Genomic DNA, 24,259 nt, shown 5'->3' with positions numbered 1-24,259 from the left:
CGAAGCGTTCGCGCGCCAGCATGCGGTTCGGCAGTCCGGTCAGCGCGTCGTGGTTGGACAGGAAGTCGATCAGGTGCTGCTAGGCCGCCCCGCCGCTGGTGCGGGCACCGCCACCCCGAATCCCGCGACCGCGCTGGCGACGCCTGCGGGCCAGGCACAGGCATCGGCCGCCGCCGCGCTGGCCACCGGCACCGCCGTGCCGGCCGACGCCGTCAAACCGCAAAGCCTGGCCGCCACACTGCTGGGCAAAGCGCCGCTGACGCCAGCCAACGAACTGCCCGACCTCAGCCCCAACACGCCGCAAGCCACACTGAGCAACGCCGCGCGCGTGCTGACCTCCATCCTCAGCACCACCGCGCAGGCCGGACAGGCAGCGCAAGTGGCGCTGATCGGCAAGAGCGCGCTGTTTGGCAGCGCCGCGCCGGACACCGCCGAACTCGCGCAAAAGCTGCACGACACCATCTCCAAAAGCGGTCTGTTCTACGAATCGCATGTGGCCGAGTGGGCCAAGGGCGAGCGTCCGCTGGCCGACCTGATGCGCGAGCCGCAAATGCAGCGCCTGCTCCAGCAAGGCAATGACAGCGCCGCGCGCGCCGCCACCAGCGGCCCCGACCTCAGCGCCGCACAGATGATCAACCAGCAGTTGCACACTCAGGAACAACACCGCGTGCTATGGCAAGGCCAGGCCTGGCCGGGCCAGGACATGCAGTGGGAAGTGCGGCGTGACGAACGCGAAGGCCAGCAGGGCGGCGGCGACAGCGATGCCGAGCCGGAACAGGTCTGGCGCAGCGGCGTGCGTTTCCGCCTGCCGACGCTGGGCGCCGTCTCGGCCGCCGTGACGCTGATCGGCGACCAGGTCCACATCCAGGTCCAGACCGACACCGACAACAGCGCCACCACCTTGCGCGCCTATGCCGGCCAGCTGGAGAACGCCATGGCCGCAGCCGGTGCCCAGCTGTCCTCGCTGACCATCCGCCAGGAGAGCGACCATGACGGATGAGGCGCCACGCAAGCCCATGCAGCAGGCCGTCGCACTGGCCTACGACACCGGCAAACCCGCGCCCAAGGTCGTGGCCAAGGGGCGCGGCCTGGTCGCCGACCAGATCATTCACGTCGCCAAAGAGGCCGGCGTGGCCATCCACGAGTCGAAGGAGCTTGTTTCTCTGCTCATGGAAGTTGATCTTGACCAACAAATTCCGCCGATACTCTATCGTACAATTGCGGAACTATTGGCCTGGCTATATCATATTGAAGCAGCGCAAAAATCTGGTTCGCCGTTACCTCCGGCGCCGGACACCAGCATCCCCTTGACCGAAATTTGACCTTCATTGGCTTTAGATGTACCCACACTTTCAGGATGCGGAATTGGAAAACTGGCACGATTTTGAAGTCGAATCACGGCGGGAGATTTTTGCCCTGTTGCGAGGTATCGGCGAAAAAAACCAGTTGATACGCATGCTGATCCAGGGCGAGGCGGATGTCTGCGTGACCTCGATCCTGGAAGTGGACGACGCCAGCAACATCGTCTACCTCGACTGTTCCATCGACCAGGAGCAGAACAAGCGCATCCTGGCCTCGCGCCGGCTGTCGTTTGAAACCACGCTGGACAAGGTACGCATCCTGTTTGCGGCCGACCAGATCGAGGCAACCACGTTTGAAGGCAATCCCGCGTTCAAGATCCCCTTCCCTGCCACGCTGATCCGTTTGCAGCGCCGCGAGTATTACCGCATCGCCACGCCGGTCACCAACCCGGTGCGCGTACAGATCCAGCTACCAGCCGAACTGGGCGGCCCGACCACCTTCCCGCTGGCCGACATCAGCTGCGGCGGCATCGCCATCCTCGACAACAAAATGATCCTGGGCGACGCCATCGGCAAGAACTATGCAGACTGCCGGATTGATTTGCCGGAGATCGGCCAGGTCACCACCGCGCTGCAAGTCCGCAACTCGCTGGACCTGACGCTGCTGAACAACAAAACCAACCGCCGCCTGGGCTGCGAATTCGTCAACATCCCGCGCGGCGCGCTGTCCGCCGTGCAACGCTTCATCACGCGCCTGGAGCGCGAACGCAACGCCCGCATCGCCGGGCTCAGCTAATAAAAAAGGAGCCGAAGCTCCTTTTTTTATACCTGCATATTCATGATGTCGTGGTAGGCCGACACCAGCTTGTTGCGCACCTGTATCGTGCCCTGGAAGTTGATGCTGGCTTTTTGCTGCGCAATCATCACATCCGACAGGCTGACCGAGTCATCGCCCATGGCAAATTTCTTGTTCAGCGTATCGGCCTCGACCTGGCTGGCGTTCACCGCGTCCAGCGACTTCTTCAAGGCATCGGAAAAGTCGGCCTTGGGCGTGGCCGGCGCTTCGGTCTGGATCACCGGCGGCGTCAGACCGGGCTTTGTGGCGTGCGCTTTCAACTGCGCGATCATGGCCTGGATCTGACTGCTGTCAATTCCACCTGTTCTCATTGCTTACTCCCTTATTATTTCCGCCATGGAATATTTTCCACGGCATAGGCTAGCCTGGCGTTACAATGACGCACGGCTTTATCAGTGCTGACAGATTACCAAGTCAGGCACCAGCCGGCTGGCAGGAGCAGGACCGTAAACAGCGCGCTGTTCCGGGTATTGAATTTCCAGATTACAAGCAATAATGGCCGTATTCCTTATAGAACCCTCATTCGGGACCTCACCATCATGGCCGTAGCGGAAGAAATCGACAACGACACAGCAGCCGGCGCAGCAGACGACGGCGCCGAGAAGCTGCCCTTCATCCAGACGCCGATGGGGCGGAATTTCCTGCGTGCCGCAGGCGCCGCCGCGATCGTGGCCGTTCTGCTGGGTCTGTATCTGTGGAACAAACCGCCCGAATACGCAGTGCTGTTCTCCAACTACACCGACCGCGACGGCGGCGCCATCACGGCCGAGCTGGACAAGATGAACGTCAAGCACAAGTTCTCGGACAATGGCACCGCCATCCTGGTGCCGGCCGAGCAGGTGCATGACATCCGCCTCAAGCTGGCTGCGCAAGGGCTGCCCAAAGGCGGCAACGTCGGCTTCGAGCTCATGGAAAACCAGAAACTCGGCGTGTCGCAGTTTGCCGAGCAGGTCAACTACCAGCGCGCGCTCGAAGGCGAGCTGGCCCGTTCCATCATGTCGCTGGCGCCGGTCGAGAACGCGCGCGTCCACCTGGCGTTGCCGAAACCGTCGGTATTCGTGCGCGACCAGCAGAAACCCACCGCCTCGGTGATCGTCACGCTGCACCCCAACCGCATGCTGGACCAGCAGCAAACCGGCGCCATCGTGCACCTGGTGGCGTCCGCTGTGCCGGAATTGCTGCCGTCCAACGTCAGCGTGGTCGACCAGGCCGGCAATCTGATTTCCGACCAGAACAAGCCTGGCAACGGCGTCAACGCCAAACTTGACGAGCAGCAGCTCAAATACGTCAAAGACTTGCAGGCGCAGGTCATCAAGCAGGTTGAATCCATCGTCATCCCTATCGTCGGTGAAGGCAATGTGCGCGCCGAAGCGGTGGCCGATGTGGACTTTGCCCAGATCGAGCAGGCCTCTGAAAACTACAAGCCCAACTCGCCGCCGGCCGCCTCGGCCATCCGCAGCCAGCAGAGCAGCGAAACCAGTGGTGGTGGCGGCAACGCCAACCCGGGCGGGATTCCCGGCGCGCTGTCCAACCAGCCGCCCGGCACCGCGACCGCGCCGCTGAACCAGACCGCCCAGGCCAACGGCCCCAACGCTCCGGCGCCCGGCACGCCGCCAGGCGCGGTACCGGCCACCGGCGCCAGCGCCAGCCCTAGCCACAAGGAATCGACTACCAATTACGAAGTCGATAAAACTGTGCGTTACGAGCAACGCGGCATGGGCGGCCTGCGCCGCATGACCGTGGCAGTGGTGGTCAACTACAAGCGCATCATCGATAAGAACGGCAAAGTATCGGTAAAAGCCTATACTCCTGAAGAGATGGCCAAGATCAATGATCTGGTCAAACAGGCCATGGGCTACAACCAGGACCGTGGCGACGCCATCAGTGTGGCCAACTCGCCATTCGATGGCGTCGACAAGCCGTACGAGGCGCCGCCGGAATGGTGGAAAGATCCTGCCAACTTGCCATTGGCCAAGGATCTGGCGAAATTCCTGATTACCGCCCTGATCCTGCTCTACATCGTGCTGCGCATCGTGCGTCCGATGATGCGTCCGGTGTTCAAGAAAATCGACGAGATCAATGCACCGGAGCCGGAACCGGAAGTGCCGGAAGAAGAGATCGAAGAAGGACCGGACGAAGCGCTCATCGCCGAAGAGGCCTTGCGCAAAATGGAAGAAAATACTGCCCGCGGCTACCGCGAAAATCTGGCCATGGCCAAGAAACTGGCAGTCGAAGACCCACGCATTGTGGCCAACGTGATCAAGGATTGGATAGGCGCAAATGACTGAGAATACCGGACTGCAAAAAGCCGCCATCCTGATGCTGGCGATGGGCGAAACCGAGGCCGCCGAGGTCATGAAATTCCTCGGCCCGCGCGAAGTGCTCAAGCTGGGCGCGGCCATGGCCACCATGAAAAACGTGCCGCACGAAGAAGTGGTCGGCACGCTCGACAATTTCCGCGACATGGTCGCGGCGGCCTCGACCGTGGGCCTCGACTCCGACGAATACATCCGCCAGGTGCTGACCAAGGCGCTGGGCGACGACAAGGCCTCGGTGCTGCTGTCGCGGATTCTGGGCGGCAAGGACGCGTCCGGCATCGAATCGCTGAAGTGGATGGATTCACAATCCGTGGCCGAGCTGATCCGCAACGAACACCCGCAGATCATTGCCACCATCCTGGTCCACCTGGAGCGCGACCAGGCCTGCGAAATCCTCGGCAACTTTACCGACCGTCTGCGCAACGACGTGGTACTGCGGATCGCCACGCTGGACGGCGTGCAGCCGGCCGCGCTGCGCGAACTCAACGACGTGCTGACCAAGCTGTTGTCGGGTAACGAAAACATCAAGAAATCCACGCTGGGCGGCGTGCGTGCTGCGGCCGAGATCCTCAACTTCATGAGCGGCGAGCAGGAAAGCTCGGTGATGGACAACATCAAGAACTACGACAACGATATGGCGCAGAAGATCATGGACGAGATGTTCGTGTTCGACAACCTGATCGATATCGACGACCGCGGCATCCAGCTGCTGCTGCGCGAAGTGCAGTCGGAAATGCTGATTATCGCGCTCAAGGGCGCCTCGCAGGAGCTGCGCGACAAGATCTTCAAGAACATGTCGGCGCGTGCTTCGGAAATGATGCGCGAAGACCTCGAATCCAAAGGTCCGGTGCGCCTGTCGGAAGTGGAAACCCAGCAAAAACAAATTCTGCAAATCGTGCGCCGTCTTGCCGACGAAGGCCAGATCGTGCTCGGTGGCAAAGGTGAGGATTCGTTCGTTTAATGGTCATCCATACAAAAGAGCAGCAGCCGGCATTCCAGCGCTGGGAAATGACCTCGTTTGGCGACGAGCGACCCAGCATGGTGGCGCTGCGCGAAGCGGAACAGCGCGAACGCGATGCCGAAGACGCCCGCATCGAAGCCGAACAGCGCGTGCAGGACGCCCTGGCCGCGCAGCAGGAACAGATGGAAATGGGACCGCCACTGCCGCCGCCCGTCGCCTACCCCACCGTTGAAGAGCTCGAGCAGATCCGCGAAGACGCCCGCCAGGACGGCTATGCGGAAGGGCTGGAAGTGGGCCGCGCCGAAGCCATCGAAGCCGGCCTGCAGGCCACCAAGGAAGAGCTGCAACACGTGCGTGCGCTGGCCGACAGCTTCAGCAGCGCGCTGCAAGACGCTGACCAGCTGATTTCCAACGATGTGCTCGAGCTGGCCCTGCAACTGGCCAAGGGCATGCTGAAAAACGCGCTGCCGGTCAAGCCGGAGCTGATCCTGCCCATCGTGCGCGATGCCATCGAATATCTGCCGGCGCTGCAGCAGCCGGCGCTGCTGGTGCTGCATCCGGACGACGCCACCACCGTGCGCGCCGGCATCGGCGAGGAGCTGGACAAGGGCGGCTGGCGCGTGGTGGAAGACCCCTCAGTCGGCCGCGGCGGCTGCAAGGTCGATACCGCCAGCAACCAGATCGACGCCACCGCCGCTGCACGCTGGCAACGCCTGAGCCATGCGCTGGGCAAAGAAGTGGACTGGCTGGCCTGATCATGGACGCCGCCGCTAATCCGCACGCCGGGCGCTGGAAATCCTATCTCAACGATTGCGCCGAACTGGTCGGCTTTGTCGAGCCGATGCAAGTCTCGGGCCGCGTCACGCGTGTGGCCGGGCTGGTCATGGAAGCGGTCGGCCTGCGCCTGGCGGTAGGTGCCGCCTGCACCGTGCCGCTGCCTGCCGGCGGCAAGATCGAGGCGGAAGTGGTCGGTTTTGAAGGCGACAAGCTGTTCCTGATGCCGCAGTCGGACGTCGAAGGCGTGGTGCCCGGCACGCGCGTCTTCCCGGTCGAGGCGGCGATCCCCAAGCCCGGCAGCGTCACCCATCCGCGCCGCCGTCCCAGCGACCGCGCGCGCCACCTGCCGGTGGGCCCCGAACTGCTGGGCCGCGTGCTGGATGCGGCCGGCCGCCCGCTGGATGGCAAGGGGCCGCTCAACACCGGCGACAGTGCGCCGATCAACGTGCGTCCCGCCAACCCGCTGGGCCGCGCGCCCATCGTGGAAACGCTGGACGTGGGCGTGCGCTGCATCAACGCCATGCTGACCGTCGGCCGTGGCCAGCGCATGGGCCTGTTCGCGGGTTCCGGCGTCGGCAAGTCGGTGCTGCTGGGCATGATGGCGCGCTACACCGAGGCCGACGTCATCGTGGTCGGCCTGATCGGCGAACGGGGCCGCGAGGTCAAGGAATTCATCGAGCAGATTTTGGGCGAGGAAGGCCTGGCGCGCTCGGTGGTGGTGGCAGCGCCGGCCGACACGCCGCCGCTGATGCGCCTGCAGGGCGCGGCCTACTGCACCGCGATTGCCGAGCACTTCCGCGACAAGGGCCAGAACGTGCTGCTCATCATGGATTCGCTGACCCGCTACGCCATGGCGCAACGCGAAATCGCGCTGGCGATCGGCGAGCCGCCCGCCACCAAGGGCTATCCGCCGTCGGTGTTTGCCAAGCTGCCAGTGCTGGTCGAACGCGCCGGCAACGGCGAAGCGGGCGGCGGTTCCATCACCGCCTTCTACACCGTGCTGACCGAGGGCGACGACCAGCAAGACCCGATTGCCGACTCGGCGCGCGCGATTCTGGACGGCCACATCGTGCTCAACCGTCGTCTGGCCGAAGCAGGCCACTACCCGGCTATCGATATTGAACAATCGATCAGCCGCGCCATGCACTCGATCACGTCGCACGAGCACCAGACCAAGGCGCGCCAGCTGAAGCAGCTGTTCTCGCGTTTCGAGCGCAGCCGCGACCTGATCAGCGTCGGCGCCTATGCCGCCGGCACCGATCCGGTGCTGGACCAGGCCATCCAGCTGCACGACCGTATCGAGAATTTCTTGCAACAACAGATCACCGAAAGGGTGACCATGGGCGAGAGCTTGGGGCAACTTACCTCTCTATTCGACTGATTGACGCGCTAGCGCGCTACTTATAATTGTCACCATGGCTTCCAAAGCGCAATTAGAAACCTTGATGGACCTGGCGCGGCGCGAGACGGATGACGCCGCCAAACGGCTGGGCGTTGCCCTTAAAGCCGTGGATGAGGCCAAGCAAAAGCATGAAATGCTGGTCAGCTACCGCGAGGAGTACATCAAGCGTTTTGAAACGGCACAACAGGCGGGGATCACGCCCATGGCTTATCGGAACTTCGTGGCTTTCATTGAAAAGCTGGAAACCGCGATCAAGGGCCAACTGGACATGATCAAGCACGCCGAATACCGCAGCACCCAGGAAAAAACCGCCTGGCAGACCAGCGAGCGCAAGCGCATGTCCTATTCCACCCTGAATGACCGGGCGGATGCCGCCGCGCTCAAGCTGGAAAACAAGCGTGACCAGAAAGCCATGGATGAGCACGCCGCAAGGCAGGCGTACTACAAACGATGAACTAACCGATACGGCGCGAACATGCAGACCCCGAACCTCCAGATTCCTACCCTGAACGCCAATGCAGTGGCCGCGCCGAAAGTCAACCTGAACCTCAGCGCCGGCGGCGACAGCAACGCCTTCAAGCAGGCGCTGTCGCGTGAAATGGACCAGCGCCAGGACAATCGCGGCCGCAGCAGCCAGCCGACCCGCTCGGCTGACAACGCCACCGCTTCGCGCGCCACCGCAGCCAAGCCGCAGCAAGCGGCGCCCGTCAAACAGCCATCGTCGCAAAACGACCAGGCTGACGCGGCCAAGCCAGCGGACACGGCAGCCGCTCCGGCGCCAGCAGCCCCACAGAACCAGACCAAAACCGCCAGCAACGATAGCGACAGCAGCAAGGACAGCAGCGACAGCGCCAATGGCGATGCGCAATCGGCGCAGGCTGCCGATCCGGTAGCCGACATGCTGGCCCTGGTGGCCGCGTTCAACCAAGCGGCCGCGCCTGTGGCGGCGCCAACTGCTGCCGCAACCAGCGCCGATGCCGGCATCGCGGTCGCTGCAAACGCCAGCAGCGCTGCGGCACTGGCCGCCAATGCTGCGGCTGACGCTGCTGCCGCCGCCCAGGCCGCCGCAAGCGCTGCTGCCGGCGCCGACGCCTCGGCCACCGCTGACGCCAGCGCCGCCGCTGCCGCGCTGGCCGCTGCCGCTGACACCACAGGCGCCGACGACGCCGCGCTCAAAGCCGCACAAAACAGCGCCGCCGCCGACACCGCCGACTTCAAGACCGCACTGGGCAAAGCCGGTTCGGCTGCACAAACCGCAGCGGATGCCGCCGCTGCGGCCGCTGCCGCTGCCGCCAAGGCCGCTGCCGACGGCAAGACCGATGCCAGCCTGAAACCGGCCATCGCCGTCGCTACGCCAGCCGCCGGCACCAAGGTGGAAACCCAGCCTGTGGCCGATACCGCCACGGACGCCACGGCAGTCGCAGACACCGCGCCCAAAGCCGGCGCCGACGCCATCAGCCACATCGACACCAAGGCCGCGCCGGCCGCCAGTGCGCAGCCGCAAGTGTCGCAAACCCAGCAGCAACAGCAGCAGGCCGCCGATCCCGCCCAGCTGGCCACCACGGCCAAAGCGGGCAGCACCGCCAACGCCGAAGCCACTGCCGCGCTGAAAGAACAGGCCAGCATCACCATCGCGCCGACCGCCTCGCATGCAGCGCAGGAAATCGCCAAGGCAGCCACCGCCGTGCCAACCGACAAGCTCAGCAGTCGCGTCGGCAGCCAGGCCTGGGACCAGCAGCTGGGCCAGAAAATCGTCTTCATGGCGGCCGGCGGCGAGCAAAGCGCCACCATGGAACTGAATCCGCCCGACCTCGGCCCGCTGCAAGTCGTGCTGAGCGTGAACAAGGACCAGGCCACCGCCACCTTCACCTCGGCCACGCCGGAAGTGCGCCAGGCGCTGGAATCGGCCCTGCCCAAGCTTAAAGAGATGATGAGCGACGCCGGTATCCAGCTGGGCAGCGCCACCGTCTCGTCCGGCATGTCGGACCAGAACAACAGTGCCTACAACCAGCAAGCCAGCACCGCGCACAGCGGCAACGGCAATGGCGGCAGCGGTTCGGGCAGCAGCTACGGCCGCAACACCAGCAATGAGGCCGACCTCGCCCGCAGCGCGCCACCCGTGCGCCGCTTACCGGCCGGTGCGGTTGATACTTTCGCCTGATCCTGGCAGGTTCATCGCCAAAAACCGGGACCGGCACCCTGCCCTCCCGGTTTTGTTGTCTGTTACACTACGGAAACGTCAAGCAGCTGCGTGAACGCCCTTCTTTTCGGCGGATGCAACTGCGCAGGGCGAACCGATAATGACATAATGACGGCATGATCCATTCCGTTGCATGAAGGGCTATTTTGAAAGCGAACCCAAAAATGAAAGCCGATCAGAAAGTTGAAGCAGCACCATCCGGTGGCGGCAGCAAGAAACTGATCATCATCATCCTGGCCCTGGTGCTGGTACTTGGCGCTGGTGGTGGCGGCGCGGCCTGGTTCTTCCTGCACGGTAAAGCGGACGCGGAAGAACATGACGAAGCGCCGGCCAAGAAGAAAAAGGCCAAGAAACCCGTGGGTCCGCCCAAATATGTGCCGATCGAACCGTTCACCGTCAATCTGCAGCCTGGCGAAAACGGTGCCGACCAGTATCTGCAACTGGCCATCACGCTGGAAGTGTCGAGCGAGGAAGAGACCACGGTCATCAAGGACAATATGGCCAAGGTGCGCAGCCGCATGTTGCTGCTGCTGTCGAGCAAGCACGCGGCCGACATCAACACGCCAGAAGGCAAGGTCCAGCTGGCCAAGGAAATCGTTGCAAGCCTGAAGGAGCCGTTTGAAGACCGCGGCGCCCAGCAGGAAGTCGAAGACGTGCTGTTCACGTCCTTCATCATTCAGTAACCACGTAGAAAATAAGCGGAATCATGGCTGATAATTTTCTCTCCCAGGAAGAAGTCGATGCCCTGCTGAAGGGCGTCAACGGCGACCAGGACGACGTCGCGGCGGCAGAAGATGTCGCGGGAGTACGCACATACAACCTGGCGACCCAGGAACGTATCGTGCGTGGGCGGATGCCGACGCTGGAAATTATCAACGAACGTTTTGCCCGTCTGCTGCGCGTCGGTCTGTTCAACTTCCTGCGCCGCAGCGCCGAGGTGTCGGTGGGGTCGGTGCGCGTGTCCAAGTATTCCGAGTTCATCCGTAACCTGGTGGTGCCGACCAACCTGAATCTGGTGCATATGAAGCCGCTGCGCGGCACCGCGCTCATGGTGTTCGACCCGGGCCTGGTGTTCCTGCTGGTGGACAACCTGTTTGGCGGCGACGGCCGTTTCCACACCCGTGTGGAGGGCCGTGATTTTACCCAGACCGAGCAGCGCATCATCCTGCGCATCCTCGACATCGTGTTCGAGGCCTACACCAAGTCGTGGGAGCCGGTCTACCCGGTCGAGTTCGAGTACATCCGCTCGGAAATGAATACGCAGTTTGCCAACATCGCCACGCCCAACGAGGTGGTGGTGGCGTCCACTTTTACCGTGGAGCTGGGCTCGGTGTCGGGCCAGATCCACTTCTGCATGCCGTACTCGATGATCGAGCCGATCCGCGATTCGCTGACCTCCAGCCTGCAAGGCGAGGCGCTCGAAGTGGACAAGCGCTGGATCCGCCTGATGACGCAGCAGATCCAGATTGCCGAGGTCGAAGTGGTGGCCTCGCTGGGCACGGCCAAGGTCAATTTCGACGAGATCCTGAACATGCGGGTGGGCGACATCATCCCGCTGTCGATCCCGGAATTCATCTCGGCCACCGTGGACGGCGTGCCCGTCATGGATTGCAGCTATGGCGTCATGAACGGACAATACGCGCTCAAGGTCGAGAAACTGCTGGCCAATGCCGATAACCTTAAATAACACCGGAGAGAAACATGTCGGATAACCAAGACGATCAACCCCTGGACGAAGACGATCCATGGGGTGCGGCGATCGCCGAGCAGGCGCAGGCGGAAGCCGCCGCGCTGGAAAAGCAGCAGGCGGCGTCGCAAGCGGCCAGCGCCGCCGTGTTCAAGGACTTTTCCAGCACCCCGAGCAAAACCGAAACCCACAATGATATCGACTTCATCCTCGATATCCCGGTCCAGCTGACGGTGGAACTGGGCCGGACCAAAATCGCCATCAAGAACCTGCTGCAACTGGCGCAGGGTTCGGTGGTTGAACTGGACGGCCTGGCCGGCGAGCCCATGGACGTGCTGGTCAATGGCTGCCTGATCGCCCAGGGCGAGGTGGTGGTGGTGAATGACAAATTCGGTATCCGTCTGACCGACATCATCACGCCGTCTGAACGTATTCGAAAACTCAATAAATGAAGCACGGACTGATTTCTACTCTTATCGTCGCGGCGGCCTTGGCCGCCGCGCCTGCTATGGCCCAGCGTACTGTATCGGGCACCATTGGCGGCGCCCATGCCGGCGGTGTGTCGGCTGCCGCGCAAGCCGCTGCCGCCCCATCCCCGGCTCCTGAAACATCCGCACCAGCGGCCACTGCGGACAGCCCTGCCCCGGTGGCAGCGCCCGCCGCCGTTGCACCCGCACCGGCCCAGCCCAGCGCGCTGGCCATGACCATCCCGACACCGCAGCAGTCCACCACCTCGACCGGCGGCAGCCTGCTGCAAACCTCGGTCGCCCTGCTGTTCGTGATCGGCCTGATGCTGGGCCTGGCCTGGCTGACCAAGCGTTTCGGCCCGAAGAACTTCGGCGGCGGCAACAGCAACGTCAAGCTGGTCGGCTCGCTGAGCGTGGGCACGCGCGAGCGCATCCTGGTGGTCGAAGTCGGCGAGCAATGGATTGTGGTGGGCGCCTCGCCCGGCCGCATGAACGCGCTGGCCACCATGCCGCGCCAGGAACACAGCGAACCGCCAGCGCAGGCCAGCCTGCCAACCGCCAACTTCGCTGACTGGATCAAACAAACTATCGACAAACGCCATGGCAAATAAGCTGTCCGCAGGCGTTGCAAAGGCGGCCCCGGCCGCCGCCAAAACCCTGTTCCTGCTGGCGGTACTGGCGCTGCCGCTGGCCGCCGGCGCCGACTCCAATATCGGCATCCCCGCGCTGACCTCGACGCCAGGTCCGGCCGGCAGCACCAACTACACGCTGCCGGTCCAGACCATGCTGCTGATGACGGCGCTGACCTTCATCCCGGCTGCGCTGCTGCTGATGACCGGCTTTACCCGCATCATCATTGTGCTGTCGCTGCTGCGCCAGGCGCTGGGCACGCAATCGGCGCCGCCCAACCAGGTGATGGTCGGGCTGGCGCTGTTCCTGACGCTGTTTGTGATGGGACCAACCTTTGACAAGATCTACAACGAGGCCTACCTGCCGTTGCAGGAAAACAAGCTAACGCTGCAGCAAGCACTCGACAAGGGCGCGGCACCATTAAAAACTTTCATGTTGAAGCAGACCCGCCAGGCCGACCTGGCGCTGTTCGTCAAACTGTCGCACAGCCCGGCGCTGCAAGGGCCGGAAGACGTGCCGCTGCGCATCCTGGTGCCGGCATTTGTCACCAGTGAACTGAAAACCGCGTTCCAGATTGGCTTTGCGATCTTCATTCCATTTCTGATTATCGACATGGTGGTCGCCTCTGTACTTATGTCGATGGGCATGATGATGATGTCGCCAGCCGTGATTTCGCTGCCGTTCAAGCTGATGCTGTTCGTGCTGGTGGATGGCTGGCAGCTGCTGCTGGGCTCGTTGGCCCAGAGCTTCTACTAGGAGGACCGCAATGACGCCCGAAAGCGTGATGACCATGGGCCGCCACGCCATGGAGGTGACCCTGATGATCGCCGCGCCCATGCTGCTGGTGGCGCTGATTATCGGTTTGATCGTCAGTATTTTCCAGGCGGCCACCCAGATCAACGAACAGACGCTGTCCTTCATCCCCAAGCTGGTCGGCATTTTTGTCGCGCTGGTGGTGGCCGGACCGTGGATGCTGTCGGTCATGCTGGACTATATGCGCGAAGTGTTCAACGGCATCCCGATGCTGGTGGGCTAATGTTTTATCAAGTTGTAACAGTTTTCGATTTTATAAATAGTTCGTCTACAATACAAAAAAGATGCCGGACGGAAATGTAACAGACCCTTATGCTGACCGTCTCTTCTGCCGATATCAATATGTGGGTGGCAGGCCTGCTGTGGCCGCTCACACGCATTCTGGCGCTGATTGCCGCCTCGCCGCTGCTGGGCAATAGCGCGGTTCCGGCCAGCATCAAGGTCAGTCTGGGCGTGGGGATTGCCGTGATTGTGGCGCCGGCCGTGCCGGCTTGGCCGGCCACCGACCCGTTGTCGATGGCTGGCATATTGATCGTGTTGCAAGAAATGCTGATTGGACTGGCCATGGGCTTCAGCATCCGCATCATTTTTGCAGCCGTGGAAATGGCCGGCGAGATTTCCAGTCTGACCATGGGCCTGGGTTTTGCCACGTTTTTTGACCCGAGCACGCAAGGCCGTTCGTCCGCCATCAGCCAGTTTCTGTCGCTGGTGGCGACCATGGCCTTCCTGGCGGTGAACGCGCACCTGGTACTGCTGTCAACGCTGGTGGAGAGTTTTTCCACGTTGCCCGTGTCCAGCATCCCCATCTACGGCGGCGGCTTCAAGCAGCTGGCCGACTGGGGCGGCAGGATCTTCAGCACCGGGGTGCAGCTGTCGCTACCCATTGTGGCGGCTTTATTGATTACCAACGTTGCACTGGGCATCTTGACCCGCGCAGCGCCGCAGTTGAATTTGTTTGGCATCGGTTTTCCGATTACTTTGGGTGTAGGTTTGCTGGTGATCGCCATGACCCTCCCTTATTTGGGGACACCAGTACAAAACCTGTTTTTGGATGGCATTGAACGCGCGCGGCTGATGCCGCGCACCTGGTCGCAGCGACCGCCCGTAGCGCAACCGGCAAGCTTGCCGGTTCGACCTCCGGGCCTGCAGCCATAGGAAAATTCAATAGCCGTAACGTGATTTTTGGTTTCTGCAAAGCAATTTTGCAGGTATCATGGTAGCTTGCCGGGAGAAGCCTGTAATGAGCACGATTGTTCCAACCCTGACCACCGACGACATCATCCTTTGGGGCACGCAGCAGATCGTCACGCTGACCACCGAGGATATGCAGGCGTTCAGCTCTGACCAGATCAGCGTGATGGCCACCGCCAATGTGCGCGCGCTGTCGACCCGGCAGCTGTCCAACCTGAGCGTCAACGGCGTGCTGGGTCTGACCACCGACGCCATCCCGGCCCTCAATTCGCTGCAGATCAGCGTGCTGACCAGCGACCAGTTGCTGGCCCTGAGCACCAACCAGCTGGTGGCCCTGAGCACCCAGGAAATGCCGGGCCTGACCACGCGCCAGCTCAACACCCTGACCGCAGCACAGATCGCGTCGCTGGAAACCCAGGACGTGCGCGCGCTGCAAACCGCGCAAGTCAACAGCCTGAGCTCCGACCAGATCGGCAACCTGAGCACCGACCAGCTCACCGCGATGAGCTCGCAGCAGCTGCGCGCCATCAACACGCGCGCCGTTACCGCGCTCAACACGGCGCAAGTGGCCGCGCTGGTGTCCGACCAGCTGCAGCTGCTGACCACCAGCCAGGTCAACGCCCTCACCGCCGCCCAGCTGGCCACCGTCACCAGCGACCAGATCGCCCAGCTCAGCACGCTGCAAGTGAGCGCGCTGTCGACCGCCATCCTGCAAGCGCTGACCAGCGACCAGTTTGCCGCGATGGAAACCCGCGACCTGGTCTGGCTCAGCAGCCAGCAGATCCGAGCGCTCAACGCCAACCAGTTGAACGGTCTGAGCACGGCGCAGGCGCAAGCATTGCGCAGCAATGAAATCGCCGCCCTGAGCAGCGACCAGCTGGCCGTGCTGAGCACCGACCAGATCGTCTCCTTAACCACGCTGGCGCCGCTCAATTCGGGCCAGATCGCCGGCCTCACCACCGACCACATCGCCTCGCTGGCCACCAAGACCATCGCCGCGCTGACCAGCGCCCAGCTGGCCGCCTTCAACGCCAACCAGGTGATAGCGCTCAACAGCGCGCAAATCGTTGCGCTCAGCACGGCCCAGGTCGCCGCGCTGACCACGGCCGCGATCAGCCAGCTGACCACCGACCAGATCCAGGCGATTGAAACACGCGACATCCCGGCGCTGACCAGCGCCCAGCTGCGCACCCTGAACAGCGACCAGCTGCACGCCCTGAGCACCACGCAAGTTGCGATGCTGTCGACCAGCCTGCTGCCATCGCTGACGCCAGACCAGATCGCCGTGCTGAGCACCGACCAGATTTCCGCGATGAAATCGCTGCTGACGCTGACCACGGGCCAGATCGCCGGCCTCACCACCGACCAGGTGATTTCGCTCGACACCAAGGACCTGGTGGCGCTGACCAGCAGCCAGCTGGCCGCCTTCACGCCGGACCAGATCGCCGCGCTGACTACCGACCAGGTGGTGCTGCTCACCACCGGCCAGATCAATGCGCTGACCACCAGCATGGTCAGCCAGCTCAGCACCACGCAAATCCAGGCGATTGAAACACGCGACATCCGCGTGCTGACCACCGGCCAGATCCGCGCGCTGAGCAGCGACCAGCTGGTGGCGCTGAGCACCGACCAGATTTACGCCATGACCACGGATGAGGCGCAGGCGCTGCGTCCGGACCAGCTGGCGGCCATGACCACCGACCAGATCGTGGCGATCCGCACGCTGCTGCCGCTGAGCACGCTGCAAATCGCCTCGCTGACCACCGACCAGATCATCGCGCTGGACACCAAGACCATCGCTGCGCTGACCACCGCGCAGCTGGCCTCGCTCAATATCGACCAGGTGCAGGTGCTGACCAGCGACCAGCTCATCGCGCTGACCACCACGCAAGTGTCGACGCTGACCACCACCCTGCTCAGCGAACTGACCACGGTCCAGATCGGCCAGCTGGAAACGCGCGACGTCGCCGTGATCGGCAGCAACCAGATCCGCGCCCTCAGCAGCGACCAGCTGGTGGCCATGAGCAGCGACCAGTTCACCGCCATCAATACCGATACCGAGCGCGCGCTGCGCCCGGACCAGATTGCCGTCCTCACGACCGACCAGATCGTGGCGCTGAAAACCCTGGTGCCGCTGACCACCGCGCAAATCCAGGCCATGACCACGCTGCAACTGGTCAACATCGAGAGCAAAGACGTGATCGCTCTCACCAGCACCCAGCTGGCGGCGCTTACCAGCGACCAGATCCAGGTGCTCACCAGCGACCAGATCATCAACCTGACCACCGGCCAGTACGCGGACATGAGCACCAATATGCTCAACACGCTGACCACCGAGCAGTTGCGCGCGATCGAAACGCGCGACATTGCCGCGCTGCGCACCGGCCAGGTCGCGCGCCTGTCCACCGACCAGCTGGTGGCGCTGCAAAGCGACCAGTTCACCGCGTTCACCAGCGCGGCCGTAGGCGCGCTCAGCACCGACCAGATCGTGGTGCTGACCACCGACCAGCTGAATGCCATGAGCACGCTGGCCGGCGTTTCGAGCCGCCAGCTCAGCGCATTTACCACGCTGCAGATTTCCAACCTCAGCACGCACAACCTGGCCTCGCTGGCCAGCAACCAGCTGGGCCAGCTGAGCTCGGACCAGGTGCAGTCGCTAACCACTGACCAGATCGTGGTCCTGAGCGGCGGCCAGTTCCGCGGCCTGAGCTCGACCGGCATTGCCGCGCTGACCACCAACCAGATCCAGGCGATCGAGACGCGCGACATCGCCGTGCTCGACACGCAGCAGGTCAACAAGCTGACCACCGACCAGATCATCGCCCTCAGCAGCGACCAGGTGCACGCACTGACCACCGGCGCCGAGACCGCGCTGACCACCGACCAGATCATGGTCCTCAACAGCGACCAGCTCGACGCGCTGCGCACCATGGCCGTGCTGACCACGCTGCAAATCCGCGCGCTGACCAGCAACCAGATCGCCGTCATCAACACCGATGACCTGATCACGCTGACCACGCGCCAGCTGGGCGCGTTCAGCAGCGACCAGCTGCAATCGCTGGGCACCGACCAGATCATCGCCCTCAGCAGCAGCCAGATCGCCGCGCTGAGCACCAGCGCGCTGTCGGTGCTCAGCACGGACGCGATTGCCGCGATTGAAACCGCCGACGTGCGCGCCATGCGCACCTCGCAGATCGCCAGCCTGAGCACGACCCAGATCAAGGCCATGACCAGCGACCAGATGGCCGCCTTCACCACGGCCGAAGTGCGCGCGCTGACGCCGGCCCAGCTGTCGGTGCTCAACAGCGATCAGCTGGCAGCACTGCAACTGATACCGCTGGTCACCAAGCAGATCGTCGCCCTCACCAGCGACCAGATCAGCCAGATGAGCAGCAGCGACTTCGCCAAGCTGCAAACCAACCAGATTGCCGCGCTGACTTCGGCCCAGGCCAACGCCATCACCAGCGACCAGATGGTGGCGCTGAATACCACCCAGCTGCGCGCGCTGAGCACCAGCGCGCTGGCCGCGCTGGCCACCGACCGCATCTCCGCGCTCAGCAATAGCGACCTGGCCTCGCTGTCCACGCGCCAGATCGCCGTGCTGACCAGCGACCAGTTGCTGGTGCTGAGCACGCAGCAGCTGCGCGCACTGACCACGCAGGAAATCGCCGCGCTGACGCTGAGCCAGCTGGGCAACCTCAACGATGCCCAGATCGACGCGCTGCTCACGCTGAGCGCGCTGTCGACGCGCCAGTTGCAGGCGTTCAATACCGACCAGGTCTCGCACCTGAACCTGGCCGACCTGCGTTCGCTCAAGTCCAACCAGATCGCCTCGCTGTCCAGCGATGTGATCGCAGCGCTGACCACCACCCAGATTGCCGCCATGGGCACGGAACAGGTCCGCGCCATCGGCACCGCAGCGCTGCAGGCCATGAACACCGACCAGATCGTTGCCTTCACGCCTAACGAACTGATCAACCTGAGCACGCGCCAGATCGCCTCGCTGACCAGCGACCAGGTGCAGGCGCTGACCACCACGCAAATCCGCGTGCTGACCACGCAGGAAATCGCCGCGCTGACCACGGCACAAAAAGCCGTGCTGACCAGCGCCCAGATTGCTGCGCTGACCACGCTGGCCAGCTTCTCGACCGCCGCGATTGCCGCGCTGACCACCGACCAGATCATTTCGCTGCCGCTGTCCACACTGGCCAGCCTGACCACCGCGCAGATCGCCTCGCTGACCTCCGACCAGGTGCAAGTGCTGACCAGCGCGGAAATCGTCGCCCTGACCACCCAGCAGGCCCGTGCGCTGACCACGCTGCAGCTGAGCGTGCTCGGCACCGACCAGTTGCAGGATATGGAACTGGTAGACCTGCAGGCGCTGTCCAGCCGCCAGGTGGCCGGCCTCACGACCGACCAGGTCAGCAATCTGCTGCTGAGCCAGGTCGCGGGCCTGAGCACGCAAATCATTGCCGCGCTGACCACTGACCAGGTGCATGCGCTGACCACCAGCCAGATCGCCGCGCTGGTGTCGCTGGCGCCGCTGACCAGCCGCCAGATCGGCGCGCTGACCACCGACCAGGTGGCCAGCCTGAGCAGCATCGCCACGCTCAAAACCAGCCAGATCGCCGGCCTCACCAGCGCCCAGATCGGCGCGCTGACCACCAACCAGATCGTCGCGTTGACCACCGCGCAGGTGCGCAGCCTAAGCTCGGCCACGCTGGGCGCGCTGACCACCGACCAGGTGCAGGCAATTGAAGTGGTGGACATCGCCGCGCTGGGCACCAACCAGATCATCGCGCTCAACAGCGACCAGCTGGCCGCGCTGACCGCCAGCCAGTTTGGCGCGTTTGGCACCAAGGTGCTTGCCGCACTGAGCACCAAGCAGATCGCCGCGCTGGGCACCGACCAGCTCGACAGCATTTCCTCGCTGTCGCCGCTGACCACGGCGCAAGTACGCGCGCTGACCACGACCCAGCTCAGCAGCCTGCTGCTGAGCCAGATCACCACGCTGCGCAGCAACCAGCTGCGCGCGCTGGACAGCAACCAGGCGCAGTCGCTGACCAGCGACCAGATCATCGCGCTGACCACCGCGCAGGTGCGCGGCATGGGCACCGGTATGCTGACCATGCTCAGCACCGACCAGGTGGTGGTGATTGAACTGGCCGATATTACCGCGCTGTCGACCACGCAAGTGTCGGCCATGCGGACCGACCAGGTATCGTCGCTGACGCTGGCCCAGTTGTCCGCGCTCAGCTCGCAGCAGGTGGCGGCCCTGAGCACCTTGCAAATGGGCGTGCTGACCACTGACCAGTTTGCCGCACTGGGCAGCCTGGGCGGCCTCGGCACCAAGCAGATCGCCGGCATGTCGTCGGCACAGATCATCGCGCTCACGCCCGCCCAGATCGCCAATCTGAAAACCAACCAGCTGGCCGCGCTGAGCAGCACGCAGATCCAGTACCTGACCACCGACCAGATCCCGGCGCTGACCACGGCGCAGGTACGCTCGCTGTCGTCGGCCGCGATTGCCGCGCTCAGCGGCAGCCAGCTCAATGCGATGGAAGACGTTGACCTGCGCTCGCTGAGCAGCACGCAAGTGGTGGCGCTGACCAGCGACCAGCTGGCCGCGCTGACACTGGCGCAGTACGGCATCCTGAGCACGCAGGAAATCGCCGCGCTCAGCACCAAGCAGATCGGCTTCCTGAGCAATACGCAGCTGGACGCGCTGAACGGCATGAGTTCGCTGACCTCCAACCAGGTACGCGCGCTGACCACCGACCAGCTGACCGCAATTGCGGTCGGCACCCTGACTGCGCTCAAGACCAGCCAGCTGGCCGTCATGACCAGCAGCCAGGCCGCCGGCCTGACCAATGCGCAACTGATCGCGCTGTCGACCCAGCAGGCACGCGCGCTGTCCACGGCCGTGGTCTCGCACCTGAGCGTGGGCCAGATTACCGCAGTGGAAATAGAGGACTTTGCTGCCTTCAGCACCGCCCAGCTGCGCTCGCTGACTACTGACCAGATGGCTGCGCTGCTGACCGACCAGCTGCACGCGCTGAGCACCGCCAGCATCGCCTCGTTCACCGCCACCCAGCTCGGTGCGCTGAGCCTGGCGCAATATGCGGCGCTGGGTAATCTGTCCGACTACCCGACCAACCAGATTGCCGGCCTGTCGACCGACCGCATTGCCGCGCTGACCGTCAGCGATCTCAACTCGCTGAGCACGCGCCAGATTGCCGCCCTCACCTCGCTGCAGATTTCCGTGATGAACGCCACCCAGCTGGCCGCCCTCAGCGGCGACCAGGTCGGTTCGCTGAGCACCAACGGCCTAAAGGGCCTGAGCCTGACCCAGGTGCCGATGATCGATGCGGACGACTTCGCCATGTTCAAATCGGCGCAGCTGCAATCGCTGAGCAGCGACCAGCTGACCGCGCTGACCACCGACCAGGTTGCCGCGCTGTCGACCCAAGGCGCGAGCGGCTTCAAGGCCACGCAGATCCCACTGCTGAGCGGCGCACAGCTGAACGCGCTGAACGCCATCACCAGCCTGGGCAGCGTGCAAATCCGCGCGCTGACCTCGGACCAGCTGCCGCAGCTGTCGCTGGCCCAGATCGCTGCGCTCAAGACCAGCCAGATTGCCGCGCTGACCAACACGCAGACGCCTTACCTCACCACCGACCAGATCATTGCGCTGGAAACAGGCGACCTGATCGCGATGAACACGCGCGCGCTGCAGGCGCTGACCGCCGCCCAGATCGCGGCCATTGAAGGCGTCGATATTGCCGCGCTGCGCTCGGCCCAGCTGTCGTCGCTGACCACCGACCAGTTTGCCGCACTCACGACCGACCAGTTCGGCTTCCTGAGCACAGGTGCGATTGCCGGCCTGACCGTCAACCAGGTCCACATCCTGAGTTCCGACCAGATTGTGGCAATGACGGGCGGCCAGCTGCGCGCACTCAACACCAAGGCGATCTCCTCGCTGACCACCGACCAGTTCGTGGCGATCGAAGCGGTCGATATCAGTTCGCTGAGCACGGCCCAGATCGCGGCCCTGACCACGGCCGACATTCAGGCCATCACCAACGCCCAGCTGCAGGCTCTGACCTCGCAACAGGTCCGCGCGCTGAGTTCGACGCAGGTGAATGTGCTGACCTCGGACCAGTTCGCCCAGATTCCGGTGGGCTGGCTGGGCACGCGCCAGCTGCCGGGCCTGAGCACCGACAACCTGAGCTCGCTGGACGATACCCAGCTGGCCGCGCTGACCACGTCCCAGGTTGCCGTGCTGTCGACCAAGCAGGTCGCCTCCTTGAGCACGCACCAGATCCAGGCGCTGAGCGTGGCCCAGTGGCGCGCCATGAATACCGACGCCATCCGCACCCTGAGCAGCGACCAGCTGGCCGCCATGGAGCAGGAAGACCTGGCCGGCCTGAAGACCAATCAGTTTGCCGCGCTGACCACGGCGCTGATCCAGTCGCTGAGCATCGACCAGATGGGCCAGCTGAGCACGGCGGAAATCGCCTCCATGACGCAGCAGCAGCTCAAGGCGCTGAGCACCGACCAGCTGGCCGGCCTGACCACGCTGGCGCCGCTCACCACGGTACAGTTTGGCGCGCTGACCACCATGCAGCTGGCTTCGCTGGACGCAGCCCACATCGCCACGCTCAAAACCGCGCAGGTCGCGTCGCTGAACAAGACCCAGCTCGGCAACCTCAGCACGGACCAGATCGTGGCGCTGACCACGGCGCAGGTGCGCGCGCTGTCGCTGCTGTCGCTGTCCGGCCTGACCACCGACCAGATCGCCGCGATGGAAGACGAGGATGCGGCTGCACTGAGCAGCGTGCAAATCTCGACGCTGAGCACCTTCCAGCTCAGCGCGCTGAAAGCCAGCCAGCTGGCCGCGTTCAAGACCTCGCAGATCGGCGGCCTCACCGCCAACGACATCAAGTCGCTGAGCACCGACCAGCTCAACGCGCTGTCGACGCTGGGCACGCTGAACGCCACGCAGGTGGGCGCGCTGACCTCCGATCAGCTGAGCACGCTGGATGACGACAGCTTCCAGTCACTGCGCTCGGCCCAGATGGCCGCGCTGAAAGCCACGCAAGTGGCGCAGCTGTCGACCGACCAGCTCGGCAACCTGACCACGCAGCAAGCGAGCGGCCTGACGCTGTCCTTCCTGACCACGGACCAGATCCCGCTGCTGAGCCTGAGCTCGGTGGGCAGCTTCACCACGACCCAGATCGGCACCTTGAAAACCAGCCAGCTTGCCGCGCTGACCGCCGGCCAGTTTGCCGCGCTGTCAACCAAAACGCTGGGCGCCTTGTCGGCCGGCCAGATCAAGGGCCTGAGCACTGACCAGCTCAACGGTCTGGCGTCGCTGGGGGCGTTCACCACGGGCCAGATTCCGGGCTTCAGCTCCGATCAGATCGCCACGCTGCAAGACACGCTGTTCGACACGCTGACCACGCGCCAGCTGGCCGCGCTGGCATCGACCCAGGCGCTGGGCATGACCACCTCGCAGATCGGTACGCTGAGCACGGCGGACGTGGGCGCGCTGTCGCTGGCCGCCCTCAACGCCCTCAACTCGGACCAGGTGGCGGCACTCGACGCCACCGATATCGCCGCGCTCAAGACCCAGCAAGTCAACGGCCTCAAAGCGGTGGTATTCCAGATGTTGAGTGTGGACCAGGTGGCTGCACTGAGCACCACCCAGATGCGCAATATGAACACCACGCTGCTCAAGGCCATGAGCACCGACCAGATCGCCGGCCTGACCATGGCCCAGGTGACGGCCCTCACCGCCGCCCAGATCTCGTCGCTGTCGACCGACCAGAAAGCCGTGCTGCCAGCGGCCAGCCCGCTGGTGCTGGACCTGGATGGCAATGGCATCACCACGCTGGGCATCACGGCCGGCGTGCGCTTCGACATCCGCGCCGACGGCAGCAAGGTCAACACCGGCTGGGTTGGCAAAGGCGATGGCTTGCTGGCACTGGACCGCAACCACGATGGCATCATCAACGATGGCAGCGAGCTGTTCGGCACCTACACCAGCAGCAGCCAAGGCGGCAAGGCCAGCGACGGCTTTGCGGCACTGGCTGACCTCGACAGCAACCACGATGGCGTCATCGACAGCAAGGACGCGCAGTACGGCGACCTGCGCGTGTGGGTGGATGCCAACGCCGACGGCATCAGCCAGGCCGACGAGCTCAAGACACTGGCCTCGCTCAACATCGCCAGCCTGCAGGTCAAGGCACAGCAAACCAGCGTGGTCGACCAGGGCAACTGGATCGGCCTGCAGTCGAGCTACACCAGCACCGACGGCAGCACGCACGCGGTGGCCGACGTCTGGTTCCTGGCCGAACGCGCGGCCAAGGCCAGCGCACTGTCGCAAGCAATCGGCAGCTATGCGCAGCAGGCAGACAGCCAGCCCGTGTCGGGTGCAGGCCAGCTCACGCTGACCTCAGGCAGCAGCCTGAGCAATAGCGTGGCTGCCCTGGCCAGCCAGATGCAGCACTATCAGGCCACATCGGCACTGAGCGGCGCGGCCACGGCCCAGCACGACGACTGGCTGCGCAAGCAGGCCAGCGCCACCCACGGCATCCTGGCAGCGAAGTAAGCTGCTGCAAACAAAAACGGCCAGCTAACAAGCTGGCCGTTTT

General features: G+C 63.9%; 18 protein-coding genes. 17 read left to right on the top strand and 1 reads right to left on the bottom strand.

What is annotated here, in order from left to right; genetic code table 11:
- From GTP58_RS19995 to GTP58_RS19985, 3 genes are all read left to right on the top strand, one after another.
- The coding region (locus GTP58_RS19995) for a flagellar hook-length control protein FliK (protein WP_161078883.1) at positions 1–1,000 on the top strand (1,000 nt) is incomplete at its 5' end.
- Positions 990–1,322, top strand: coding sequence for an EscU/YscU/HrcU family type III secretion system export apparatus switch protein (locus GTP58_RS19990; RefSeq protein WP_072781376.1), 333 nt, complete (start codon positions 990–992; stop codon positions 1,320–1,322). The genes GTP58_RS19995 and GTP58_RS19990, both read left to right, overlap by 11 nt.
- Before the next feature lie 16 nt (positions 1,323–1,338).
- On the top strand, positions 1,339–2,097 hold the full coding sequence (locus GTP58_RS19985; RefSeq protein WP_072781377.1) for a flagellar brake protein: 759 nt from the start codon (positions 1,339–1,341) through the stop codon (positions 2,095–2,097).
- Positions 2,098–2,123: 26 nt separating this feature from the next.
- Here GTP58_RS19985 and fliE read toward each other — a convergent pair whose 3' ends face one another.
- Positions 2,124–2,468, bottom strand: coding sequence for a flagellar hook-basal body complex protein FliE (gene fliE, locus GTP58_RS19980; protein WP_161078882.1), 345 nt, complete (start codon positions 2,466–2,468; stop codon positions 2,124–2,126).
- 228 nt (positions 2,469–2,696) lie between these two features.
- Here fliE and fliF point away from each other — a divergent pair, with 228 nt between their 5' ends.
- The 14 genes from fliF to GTP58_RS19910 all read left to right on the top strand — a co-directional run bounded on the left by fliF (position 2,697) and on the right by GTP58_RS19910 (position 24,216).
- Entirely contained in the window at positions 2,697–4,445 is a 1,749-nt protein-coding gene (gene fliF / locus GTP58_RS19975; protein WP_072781381.1) for a flagellar basal-body MS-ring/collar protein FliF, read from the top strand.
- Entirely contained in the window at positions 4,438–5,436 is a 999-nt protein-coding gene (gene fliG / locus GTP58_RS19970) for a flagellar motor switch protein FliG (protein WP_072781382.1), read from the top strand. The genes fliF and fliG overlap by 8 nt, the downstream gene beginning before the upstream one ends.
- Positions 5,436–6,191 carry a flagellar assembly protein FliH gene (locus GTP58_RS19965; RefSeq protein ID WP_161078881.1) on the top strand — a complete coding sequence of 252 codons (756 nt, stop codon included), beginning with the start codon at positions 5,436–5,438 and terminating at the stop codon, positions 6,189–6,191. Before fliG ends, GTP58_RS19965 begins: the two co-directional genes overlap by 1 nt.
- Positions 6,192–6,193: 2 nt before the next feature.
- Positions 6,194–7,594: a flagellar protein export ATPase FliI gene (gene fliI, locus GTP58_RS19960; RefSeq protein WP_161078880.1), complete on the top strand. Its 1,401-nt coding sequence runs from the start codon at positions 6,194–6,196 to the stop codon at positions 7,592–7,594.
- 34 nt (positions 7,595–7,628) lie between these two features.
- Positions 7,629–8,069, top strand: a complete 441-nt coding sequence (gene fliJ, locus GTP58_RS19955) for a flagellar export protein FliJ (RefSeq protein ID WP_161078879.1) — start codon at positions 7,629–7,631, stop codon at positions 8,067–8,069.
- A 21-nt stretch (positions 8,070–8,090) separates the two neighbouring features.
- Complete coding sequence (locus tag GTP58_RS19950) at positions 8,091–9,776, top strand: flagellar hook-length control protein FliK (protein WP_161078878.1); 1,686 nt, start codon at positions 8,091–8,093, stop codon at positions 9,774–9,776.
- A gap of 203 nt (positions 9,777–9,979) precedes the next feature.
- Complete coding sequence (fliL, locus tag GTP58_RS19945) at positions 9,980–10,498, top strand: flagellar basal body-associated protein FliL (protein WP_072781390.1); 519 nt, start codon at positions 9,980–9,982, stop codon at positions 10,496–10,498.
- 23 nt (positions 10,499–10,521) lie between these two features.
- Positions 10,522–11,502 carry a flagellar motor switch protein FliM gene (gene fliM / locus GTP58_RS19940; protein ID WP_072781391.1) on the top strand — a complete coding sequence of 327 codons (981 nt, stop codon included), beginning with the start codon at positions 10,522–10,524 and terminating at the stop codon, positions 11,500–11,502.
- Between the two features lie 14 nt (positions 11,503–11,516).
- A complete protein-coding gene (gene fliN / locus GTP58_RS19935) occupies positions 11,517–11,954 on the top strand; it encodes a flagellar motor switch protein FliN (RefSeq protein ID WP_072781393.1) in 438 nt (145 codons plus the stop codon).
- Positions 11,951–12,580, top strand: a complete 630-nt coding sequence (gene fliO / locus GTP58_RS19930) for a flagellar biosynthetic protein FliO (RefSeq protein WP_229215646.1) — start codon at positions 11,951–11,953, stop codon at positions 12,578–12,580. The genes fliN and fliO overlap by 4 nt, the downstream gene beginning before the upstream one ends.
- Entirely contained in the window at positions 12,570–13,355 is a 786-nt protein-coding gene (gene fliP / locus GTP58_RS19925; protein WP_161078877.1) for a flagellar type III secretion system pore protein FliP, read from the top strand. The genes fliO and fliP overlap by 11 nt, the downstream gene beginning before the upstream one ends.
- Before the next feature lie 10 nt (positions 13,356–13,365).
- Positions 13,366–13,635 (top strand): flagellar biosynthesis protein FliQ, encoded by a 270-nt coding sequence (fliQ, locus tag GTP58_RS19920; RefSeq protein ID WP_072781397.1) that lies wholly within the window; start codon positions 13,366–13,368, stop codon positions 13,633–13,635.
- Between the two features lie 89 nt (positions 13,636–13,724).
- Complete coding sequence (gene fliR / locus GTP58_RS19915; RefSeq protein ID WP_161078876.1) at positions 13,725–14,567, top strand: flagellar biosynthetic protein FliR; 843 nt, start codon at positions 13,725–13,727, stop codon at positions 14,565–14,567.
- Between the two features lie 85 nt (positions 14,568–14,652).
- The gene (locus GTP58_RS19910) at positions 14,653–24,216 is read left to right on the top strand and encodes an iron-regulated protein frpC (RefSeq protein WP_229215645.1); all 9,564 of its coding nucleotides are present in this window, start codon (positions 14,653–14,655) and stop codon (positions 24,214–24,216) included.
- Positions 24,217–24,259: the final 43 nt, after the last annotated feature.

The organism is Duganella sp. CY15W, assembly GCF_009857555.1.
Classification (GTDB): Bacteria; Pseudomonadota; Gammaproteobacteria; order Burkholderiales; family Burkholderiaceae_D; genus Rugamonas; species Rugamonas sacchari.
Note: the sequence above shows the minus strand (reverse complement) of the source record. Positions and strands in the feature narration are given on the sequence as shown.

Excerpts from the sequence above, each read along its gene's own strand:
- GTP58_RS19990 (WP_072781376.1), top strand. The coding sequence starts at position 990 with ATGACGGATGAGGCGCCACGCAAGCCCATGCAGCAGGCCGTCGCACTG.
- GTP58_RS19985 (WP_072781377.1), top strand. The coding sequence starts at position 1,339 with ATGTACCCACACTTTCAGGATGCGGAATTGGAAAACTGGCACGATTTT.
- fliE (WP_161078882.1), bottom strand. The coding sequence starts at position 2,468 with ATGAGAACAGGTGGAATTGACAGCAGTCAGATCCAGGCCATGATCGCG.
- fliF (WP_072781381.1), top strand. The coding sequence starts at position 2,697 with ATGGCCGTAGCGGAAGAAATCGACAACGACACAGCAGCCGGCGCAGCA.
- fliG (WP_072781382.1), top strand. The coding sequence starts at position 4,438 with ATGACTGAGAATACCGGACTGCAAAAAGCCGCCATCCTGATGCTGGCG.
- GTP58_RS19965 (WP_161078881.1), top strand. The coding sequence starts at position 5,436 with ATGGTCATCCATACAAAAGAGCAGCAGCCGGCATTCCAGCGCTGGGAA.
- fliI (WP_161078880.1), top strand. The coding sequence starts at position 6,194 with ATGGACGCCGCCGCTAATCCGCACGCCGGGCGCTGGAAATCCTATCTC.
- fliJ (WP_161078879.1), top strand. The coding sequence starts at position 7,629 with ATGGCTTCCAAAGCGCAATTAGAAACCTTGATGGACCTGGCGCGGCGC.
- GTP58_RS19950 (WP_161078878.1), top strand. The coding sequence starts at position 8,091 with ATGCAGACCCCGAACCTCCAGATTCCTACCCTGAACGCCAATGCAGTG.
- fliL (WP_072781390.1), top strand. The coding sequence starts at position 9,980 with ATGAAAGCCGATCAGAAAGTTGAAGCAGCACCATCCGGTGGCGGCAGC.
- fliM (WP_072781391.1), top strand. The coding sequence starts at position 10,522 with ATGGCTGATAATTTTCTCTCCCAGGAAGAAGTCGATGCCCTGCTGAAG.
- fliN (WP_072781393.1), top strand. The coding sequence starts at position 11,517 with ATGTCGGATAACCAAGACGATCAACCCCTGGACGAAGACGATCCATGG.
- fliO (WP_229215646.1), top strand. The coding sequence starts at position 11,951 with ATGAAGCACGGACTGATTTCTACTCTTATCGTCGCGGCGGCCTTGGCC.
- fliP (WP_161078877.1), top strand. The coding sequence starts at position 12,570 with ATGGCAAATAAGCTGTCCGCAGGCGTTGCAAAGGCGGCCCCGGCCGCC.
- fliQ (WP_072781397.1), top strand. The coding sequence starts at position 13,366 with ATGACGCCCGAAAGCGTGATGACCATGGGCCGCCACGCCATGGAGGTG.
- fliR (WP_161078876.1), top strand. The coding sequence starts at position 13,725 with ATGCTGACCGTCTCTTCTGCCGATATCAATATGTGGGTGGCAGGCCTG.
- GTP58_RS19910 (WP_229215645.1), top strand. The coding sequence starts at position 14,653 with ATGAGCACGATTGTTCCAACCCTGACCACCGACGACATCATCCTTTGG.